The following is a 6417-nucleotide window of genomic DNA, read 5'->3' as shown; positions in this document are numbered from 1 at the left end:
AGCCGGAGTTGAGGAACTTGCCCAGGTCGGTGAGGGCCGGGTTGGTTTCGATGAGGTAGTTCGCGCCGGGATCGGTGGCGCGGATGAACAGGCCGTACTGGCCCTGCGGCAGGCGGAAGGTGTCGGCAGCGGTCGGGTCGACGGCGGCGAAGGGCACGCCGGTGTAGTCGACGGGGATGAAGCTGATCTGTTGGCTGCTGTCAGGGGCGGTGCGAGTGACGGTCTCCGATGCGCAGTCGTTGTATCGGGCCGAGCATGAACGGAGGGGGTTCGGGCGGTAGGGAGTTACAGCGGTAGAAACAAATAGCCCCGGCAGTGCCGGGGCTATTTATGTGCCTCGCTTTATGGCTTTGTATTCCACGGGGAACGCATTTGAGATAGCCCTTTCTCCAAATTTCCCGCTTCATAAAGCTCTTTGAAGATAACTTCTGCTACTGAGATGTCAGTGCAAACCATTCGAGAGTCGAACTCATCATCACCAAAATTGAACCGTACCTCTAAAAGGTGAATCCGCTAACTCCCACCACTCAAGGTATTCCTCCTTGGGGTTAAGCGAGCGAGTTAGAACATCCAGCCTGAATCTCCCCGGCAAAGAATCCATAGTTAACTGTTTAGTGAAAGAGGAGACTGGACTAATAACTCCAATCGCACATAACCGCCCAGCTCAAATGAGCCTTTAATTGCGTGCACGATGGTCCCCCAAACAGGATCATCCACGACATTTCCCAGCAGTGGCATTGACTTGTCTCGATAGCTCAATCTCAAAGAGGTCGAGAAATTCTCATCATCAATCATCACTTCCAACCATCAGTGCCGCGCACCCATGTAAATATTCTGGCAGTTTCCGCTTCCACCAAAGTCAAACTATTCAATCCAGAACGCTCAGTGGCTGCCAAGAGATTATTAGATAAAGTGCAGTATGAGCACGCTCTCTCACCTCGAACAATAATTGACATGTTCTGCCCCTGATTTAGTCCCACATCGTATGATCGCTGAACCACTGCAATTTCGGCATGAGCATTAGCCATCGTTGAGTTCGGTTTCTCTGGCGGAATCAAATTCGCAATAAGCGTCGGCTTATTAGGATCAGCAACGATGGTAGAGCGAGCTGCCTGGAATACTTTCCCACCAACACTACCTTCAGCAGTAACGGTAACGGGAGCCTTCGCAGCTGGCAAAGTAGTGCCAATGAGTTGGTCTTTTGCTTGAACTGCTCGAAGGTCGTTGTATAAGCTCGCTCGTGCAATTGCAGAAGTAGCGGGTATCTCAGCCGTCCCAGCCCCTTTTGCAACCTTTAATCAATCATACTTCTATTAAAAGACAACCCATCAAAATCCCTAATCGCGTAAATACTTTCATATTGAAACGACAAAACAAAGCCGCACTCAATTTTCAATGACAACTCATGAAGAAATGATTTTATATCAACCCAGCTTTCAGAAAGATTACCTCCTCGACAATGAAACGCCCCTCTTAAACCAACCATCCAACTCATGGAGCACCCTTCGGCCACGATCCCCTCAGGCTGCTCCAAACAACGAACTGAAAATTGGCAACCTGAACTGTCGAAGCTTGCATCCAATCTAGTATCACCCAGACTGCAGCTCTCCCCCAAAGACGACAGAGCGCTAGCTATATCCTCTAAGGTAGCTCCAACTTGAATCTCAAGCGCCATTGTTATGCTCATCGCCCAACCTCAATCACCTTAAACTCACCATCCTTCAGAAGATACAAACTCTTCAAACCATCAACTGGCTTAGCGCTCAGTGCATTTTCTACCTGCTTGAAGGTCAATGGTGAACCAGCCAAATTCACTACACTGTTCTTAGCCTGCTTCTCGATTTTTTCGGCCACAGTCATTAGCACTGAAACCGGACTATTGGTCCTGGACGAAAAAAGGGGACAGCTTTATATTCAGAACTCTAATCCTGACTTGCCAGCCAGCTTTAGAGTAGAAAAATAAATCTTTCTCCTTTATCCTCTTTACGACCATTTCCAGAGTTGTTATTTTTTCACCACAAAAACAATATACAACCATAACCCAAATGAAGTAGGCAGCCCCCCTCCTAAGCTAGCCTTTATAATATAAACAAAGGCCGAATACGAATAACTAAACCTCACCCCACCATCGTACTCAACCGTATTAATAAAATATATTAACGAAAGACCCAGGAACATTGTAAAAAAAACAATAACGAACAAAGAAACCAGAAATAGCAGACGCCGCATACTAATCTTTCCTGCCAGCATTTTTGAGTGCCGCACTATTAGCCGCCTCAGAAAAAGAGTTGCCAATTATAGAACCCAAAATACCAGGAACGGGGCTCATAGGCGTTTCTTTCAACAGATACGACCCCGGGAAGCTCGAAATCTCTGAATACTTCAGTGCATTTACGCTGTTCCCTGAAAGCCCGAACAGACTATTAACGTAGCTCTTCTCAAGATTCCCTGTAATTACGGAACCAACACCATAGCCTAAACTCGAGCCAATCACTGCACCCATCATTGCGTCAACAGAGTTCTGCCCACTCAACTGGCTAGCGATATATGCTCCTCCCACGTTTGTCTGAACAGTTGGAATAAGAGTTTGCCCGGCAGACATCCCTCCCGTGACACCAGCGGCCATGAAGCCTACCCAATCAAACTTATCACCAGTATTACCAGTCGCAAGTTGGACACCTCCATTCGCGGCCATACCCAATCCCGTACCAGTGATTATTGATTTCCCCGATGCGTTGGTCAAATTGGCCAGCCCACCGAAAAATAACATGGCATTTTCAGACTGCGAAGCAAATACCAACGCCTTGGACAAGGTATCTGTATTCGAATTTATATATTGCAGATCCAAGCCATTCTCATACTGAATCATCATCCTGACATTTTCGTTCTCAATTCCACCGAAGAAGGTTGGTCGAGAAGGGTCGACCCTGTTCAGACCTGTGTTGACCAAATCTTTCATGTAATCACCACAAACCCAAGGCTTCTCAGCGCAGGTCGCCTGCAGCATCTTGCGATTCTCGTCATTCAAGGCGACGTATTTATCGATGACTTTGCCGCAGTCTCCGGCCTTGGTGCACTCCTGCATTTCTTGATCAAACGCTTTGACCTGGTTTCCACTCAAGAAGTTGTTTTCAACCGCCGTCTTACCAGCCCCGGCCGCTGCCACAACGCCAGCGCTATCTCCCGTCGCCAAGCCGCCCACCATCCCCGCCGCCAGCGTGGAAAGCGCCGAAACAATCTGGCGTTCATTCTCCGTCAGGTCTTGAGCGCTCTTGCCGGGATACAAGCTCGCCGCAATCAGCTCACCCGTCGCAGCACCCGCCGCTCCCGCCACGCCAGAGTTGCCCTGGGCGTTCGCCACTATGGCGCCGAGTACCGCCTGTGCCATGATGCGGGCGGTGTCGTTGTCTCCAGCTTGGTCCTTGATCAGTTTCGCGACGTAAGGCGCTGAAGCGCCCGCCACGGCCCCACCGATATCGCCGCCGGCCAGGTACTGAAGCGCTGCGGTGACAGCCTGGGCAGCCTGCTGGTAGTTGCTGCCCGTGCCGTACTCTCGCATTACATCCTGGTAAGCCTTGGAGTTGACCAGGGCCTCGTTGTACTTCTTGATCTCATCGGCCGAAGCGCCTTCACCCGGTGGGTACTTGCCGTCCTTCTCCAGCGCCTTGCGCCCTTCCTCGTTCGCCTTGATCTCGCCGTTGGTGCGGATGATGTCCATCGACTGGCTGCCGATCTGGGCGATCAGCTGCACTTCCTGCAGGCGGCGCTGTTCCTTCTCCTTGTCGAAGATGGGACTGATGCTGCCGTTGGCGTGCTCGACATCGCGGCTCAGGCTGGCGACGTCCTGCTGCTGGGCTTCGCCATTGCGGATATCGATGGTGCCGGCGCTGATGGCCGAGCGGGTGGTGCCACTGTCGCTATCGCCATGGGTGTAGGCGGTAACCATGCCGTTGGGCATGTTGCCGAAGAAGGCGCTGCCTTCGTTGCCGCCGGTGCTCGCGCTGATGCCCTGTTGCTGGGTCTTGTAGTCGGCCTCGTTGCGAATGTCGCGCCAGCCGAGGGTGTCGGTGCTCAGGCGGTTGTTGTCGGCGCTGGCGGTGCTGGAGATGACGGCGCCGTCGAGCTGGGTGTGATTGCCCACCTCAATGTCGAAGCCGCCCTTGCCGGCGTAGAGCCCGGTCTGCTCCTGCACGCTGTCGTAGTTGGAGTGGATCTTGCTCTTGTCGACCGAGACGTAGCCGCTGCCGGTCATGGTGCCGAGCGTGAAGCTGGCGCCGCCGCTGACATTCTTCTGCTCGGACTTGTACTCGTCGGTGTCCTGCAGGCTTTGCAGGGTGAGGTCGCGGCCGACTTTGGCGGTGATCTGCTCGCCATTGACCTGTGCGCCGATGAGGTTGGTGTCACGGCCGCTGATCAAGGTGACCTGGCGGCCGGCGTCGACGGTGGCCTCGGTCCAGGTGGTACCGTTGCCGTGTTCGAAGCCGGTGCCTTTGTTGCCGTTGGCGAAGATGCTGATGCCTGCACCGCTGGAGCCGAAGCCGATGCTCGCGCCGATATTGCCGCCGCTGCTGCTGTTCTTGCCGTCGAGCTTCTGGGTGTTGGAGGCGGCTTCGAGAACAAGATCGCGGTTGGCGGCGAGCATGACATCCTGGCCGGCCTTGAGCTGGCTGCCCTGGATGCGGATGTCGCCGTCTTCACCGACCTTGCCGGCACCAGTGGCGAGGATGTTCAGGTTGTTACCGGCCGTCAGGGTGCTGCCCTGGGCGACGCTCTGTTCCTGAACGGTTTTCGACTTGGATTGTTGAGAGCCCAGGGAAATGGCGATGCCAACGAACTGCCCAGCAGTGTCGGCACTCATGCCGCCCCCTTGCTGGGATGCCTGCCACGCCTGATAACCGGTCAGGCCAGACTGGATGCCCTTGAGAGCAGCCAGACGGCTGTCGTCTTCGTGGCGCGCTTCCTTCGAGGATTGGTAGGCGGTATTCACCGCGCTACCGACGCTACCGGAAAGGGCCAGGGTCAGGCCGCTCTTCTTCTGCTCGCGGGTCTCCTCGCTGCGGTTCTGGTTCTGTGCCTCGAGGATGCTGACGTTCTGCCCGATGAGGTTGATGTCCTTGCCGGCAATGACGTCGGAGCCACGGATGGTGAGGTCTTTGCCAGCCTGGATATCGACGTTGCCGAGCACGCTGCCGATGGTGCTGCCGCGGGTTTGCTCAGTGTGGTTGGTGTCGGTGGCCTTGCTGCTGGCCGAGCCGATGGTGAAGCCGATGCCGCCGCTGCTCATCACGCCGGATTTCTTTTTCGATTCGGCATGGCTGGTGTCGGTGCTTTCGGTGGCGCCGTCGATCAGGACGTTGCGCCCGGCGAGCAGGCTGGTGCCGTTGGTGGAGGCGACGTCGCTGCCACTGACGCCGATGTCCTGGCCGGCGCGAATGGCGATCTTGTCGGCGCTGACCAGCGAGCCAGCCTGGGTGGTGTAAAGGCTGCTGCCTTCGGTTTTCTTCTCTGAGCTGGAAAGCAGCCCACTGCTGCGCTTGGTCTTGCTGAGCGAGTGGCTGTCCGTTTCGGCTGCCGACTGCAGATTCACGTCACGGGCCGCGTAGAGGTAAGCCTCGTTGCTGGCACTGATGGTGCTGGCGGTGAGGTTAAGGTCCTGCCCCGCCATCGCCAGCAGATCGCCACCGGAAACAAGTTCAGCGCTGGTTTGCCGGGTTTGCCCTGTCTGCTCCTGGGTTCGGCTGTTGCTTGTCTTGCTGCGGACCTCGACGTTGGCGCTGTCTTCGACGGAGCGCAGGTTGATGTCACGGCTGGCGCTGGCGGTCAGGTCGCCCTTGGCGCTGGCCTTGCTGCCAATCACGTTCAGGTCACGCCCGGCATCAAGGGTCAGGCTGCCGCCCGCACTCAGGCTGGAGCCGTGGTTCTGCTCGACGGTGGTAGTGGTGACATGGTGGCCGCCTTTCTGCACGTCACGCAGGCGGCTGGCGTCGGTGACGGCTTCGAGGTTGATGTCGCGGCCGGCGCTGACGTAGGCATCACCTCCGCTGCTGAGGGCGCCGCGGTTGGTGATGTCGCGGGCGGCGTCCAGGCTCAGGTCGCTGCGAGCGGTGATGCTGGCGCCGGCGTCGAGGAAGCTCTTGTATTCGCTGCCGCCGATGCTGGCCGTGACGGCGGTGCGGTCGTTGACGATATCGCCGCGCAGGGCGGTGAGGTCGATCTGGTCGCCGCGGATCTGCCCGGCGAGGGCGTTGCGGATGCTGTCGCCGGCCAGCAGGCTGACGCGCTCGCCCGCATCGACCAGGCCGCCCTGGAGGATGCTGCCACCGGCCACGGCGTTGAGGTCGTGGCTGGCGCGCAGGGTGCCGACGTTGAGCAGGTCGCCACCGGCCATGAGGTTGAGGTCGCGACCCTGGATGAGGC

General features: G+C 56.5%; 3 protein-coding genes. All 3 read right to left on the bottom strand.

All coding sequences use genetic code 11. The features are described from left to right. Positions 1–1294: 1294 nt before the first annotated feature. The 3 genes from IB274_RS29380 to IB274_RS29370 all read right to left on the bottom strand — a co-directional run bounded on the left by IB274_RS29380 (position 1295) and on the right by IB274_RS29370 (position 6388). On the bottom strand, positions 1295–1675 hold the full coding sequence (locus IB274_RS29380) for a hypothetical protein (protein WP_192436285.1): 381 nt from the start codon (positions 1673–1675) through the stop codon (positions 1295–1297). A gap of 8 nt (positions 1676–1683) precedes the next feature. Beyond that, positions 1684–1860: a hypothetical protein gene (locus tag IB274_RS29375; RefSeq protein WP_192436284.1), complete on the bottom strand. Its 177-nt coding sequence runs from the start codon at positions 1858–1860 to the stop codon at positions 1684–1686. Positions 1861–2230: 370 nt separating this feature from the next. Further along, the gene (locus IB274_RS29370) at positions 2231–6388 is read right to left on the bottom strand and encodes a hemagglutinin repeat-containing protein (protein WP_225615100.1); all 4158 of its coding nucleotides are present in this window, start codon (positions 6386–6388) and stop codon (positions 2231–2233) included. Positions 6389–6417 lie beyond the last annotated feature (29 nt).

The organism is Pseudomonas sp. PDM18 (genome assembly GCF_014852585.1).
GTDB lineage: Bacteria > Pseudomonadota > Gammaproteobacteria > Pseudomonadales > Pseudomonadaceae > Pseudomonas.
Note: the sequence above shows the minus strand (reverse complement) of the source record. Positions and strands in the feature narration are given on the sequence as shown.

What these genes read in the sequence shown, in the direction of transcription:
- IB274_RS29380 (WP_192436285.1), bottom strand. Translation starts at nt 1,675, where the DNA reads ATGGCGCTTGAGATTCAAGTTGGAGCTACCTTAGAGGATATAGCTAGC.
- IB274_RS29375 (WP_192436284.1), bottom strand. Translation starts at nt 1,860, where the DNA reads ATGACTGTGGCCGAAAAAATCGAGAAGCAGGCTAAGAACAGTGTAGTG.
- IB274_RS29370 (WP_225615100.1), bottom strand. Translation starts at nt 6,388, where the DNA reads ATGGCCGGTGGCGACCTGCTCAACGTCGGCACCCTGCGCGCCAGCCAC.